The 2,288-nt window shown below is 44.1% G+C and carries 2 protein-coding genes; both read right to left on the bottom strand.

Annotated features, from left to right (window positions below; genetic code table 11):
* Positions 1-984: 984 nt before the first annotated feature.
* On the bottom strand, positions 985-1,320 hold the full coding sequence (locus ACJ9N4_RS20785; protein ID WP_411500786.1) for a hypothetical protein: 336 nt from the start codon (positions 1,318-1,320) through the stop codon (positions 985-987).
* A 119-nt stretch (positions 1,321-1,439) separates the two neighbouring features.
* Positions 1,440-2,288 (bottom strand): VENN motif pre-toxin domain-containing protein (locus ACJ9N4_RS20780; RefSeq protein ID WP_411500785.1); only part of this gene is annotated, 849 nt, incomplete at its 5' end.

The following is a 2,288-nucleotide window of genomic DNA, read 5'->3' as shown; positions in this document are numbered from 1 at the left end:
CCCGGTGGTGTTCATCTGCCAGTCGATAACAGACCCTTTGGCCCCTGAGCAACAGCAGGTGATTAATCAGCTTCTGGGAGGGATGATTATCAAGTACGAAACAGAACGCTGGTCTTCAGGAGCGAGGTGACAGACGGTTAAAAAAGACCGTCACACAGGACAGTTAATAAAAAAATAACTGTGCACGATCAGTGCATGGTTTGGGGAACCTTTTTTATTTTTACGACAGTATTAAAAAAGTAATACTGTAAAAACTTAATATGTCAGTAGCTTACCCTCATTTTTAATACTGCCACTTCTTTCGCTTCCCGATATTTCATTGATTATCATCGTGTTAGTGCGATTTATCGCACTGCGTTAGGTGTATAGCGGATTTTTGAGCAAAAAAACAGGCGATAAAGCTGACGCTTTTAAGTAGGTTAAGGGGGGGCAGGAATAAGATTGTGTCCAGAATAAAGGCCATCATGCTTGCATGATGGGATACCAGAAGGGTACCAGAGAGAATAAAAGGAAGATACATCACTATTACATCAAGAGTACACCACTTTTATGCCACATTGATTAATAACAACGCTGAGCACTGGCAGATTTTAATCTGGCGGTGTGAAACGTTGGACAACGAGTAAGGCGCGGCTTCAGTGATAACATTTTTTCCGGCCTCTCAGACTTGCTGTATATTCAGTTTCGGGGAGTCGTCCGGCGACTCCCTCCGCGAGTCATGCGGGAGTCATCACCTTAAAAGATACGACTCCCCTGACGACTCGGATTAACACGTTAAATAATTTCATTTTGCATTTTAAAAAATGTAACCAACTGATTTTAAATGCCAATTATCAAGATGTCGATTTTGTGTGGGGTGTGGAGATTTTGAGGTGAGAATCAGGCTATCGTTAAATAGCCTGCCGGGGTGGGTTCAAAAATTACCGAAAAGAATCAAGAGGCAAAAAAATCCCGCCTGCTGAGGACGGGATTTCTGTGCTAAGTTTACTCCGCCCTACATATATAAAGAGGTTGCTGATACTCATCAATATATTGTATATCAATGTACGGAGCCTCCTCCTTTCTTAATGTATGGAATTTAATAACCGCATCTATTTCATCGTCAAAATCATCAAAAATTGCCACCACTTCAAATTTCCTTGATGGCATTGTGTATTGCAATTTATTGGCAATCATCTCTGATACATTCACTGCAATAGAAGCAATATCATAGTCAGTATAATCACTAATCCTTAACTCGTTATAAAAACACTCTTCCTCTGTTTTATCAAAGAAATTTCCACTATCAACATCAATAGGTTGTTTAGCTTTAAAAAACACACAGTCATTCTTGTGAACGACAAAACCATCATTAATCAACAATAATAGCTCGATAGGTATAGGGCATGATTTATGTACTTTGATCAGAACATTATCTTTGAACTTTCTATTTAAGACTATCATTTCTCCCCCAAATACTGTTTCATGCCCTTATCTATGGCCTGTTTAAATTTAGGATCTTCAAGTAGTTTATTTACTGAAGAAGGTGCAGGAACTTTGTTCTTTGAAGCATCAAAGCTATAGAAATCATTACTATTTGGATTGTAATAATATTTATTGTTTTTGCTATCTTGGTAATGCACCTGTCCGGGTCTTTGCCCCGGATTTGGATTCTCTACGTCAATACGTTCTTTTCCCTCACCTTTCCATATGGTTTTACTTGGAACTTTAACGCCACTAGCCCCCAGCATATGTCCATCTGACATATAGATAAAATCATCTTTACCAGGCCCATCCGGGCGCGGCGTTACCGTGGTATTACCGCCAGTATCAGGCTTGCCATCCGGGTTACCGGTGTTCGTGGCTCCCTGTTCTGAGGGCTGATTGTTGCCGGTATGCGTGACACCCTGTTCATCACGCTGATCCGGATTAACCAGCTTACCACCGCTCGGATCCTTATCAGCGACAGGCAGTTCTGTATGACCTAGCCCGCGCGTTCCGTCACGCACCGCACACTGTTCACGCGTGCCTTCACAGCCACTGCCGGCATCCCAGTCATCACCGTTCGCTGAGCCTTTACTGCCGTTTCCGGCCGCGCCGGCCATCGCGGCGGCGGTGTTTGCAGCGGCTTCCGCTGCTCCCAGTGCGCCCATCGAGTTATTCTCAACCTCCACACGGGCAGTATTAGCCCCCACAGCCGCCATGGAGAGGTTACCGTCTGTCACCGCAGCACCCGCCAGACCACCCGCAATACTTACCAGGCTGCTGACCAGTCGCTTCTCATCCGCCGTCAGGTCACCGGGTTTTTT

The sequence above is a fragment of the Enterobacter sp. LM3 genome (genome assembly GCF_046622475.1).
Lineage (GTDB): Bacteria > Pseudomonadota > Gammaproteobacteria > Enterobacterales > Enterobacteriaceae > Enterobacter > Enterobacter cloacae_P.
The sequence above is the reverse complement of the archived record's forward strand: the minus strand, read 5'-3'. Positions and strand labels throughout refer to the sequence as shown.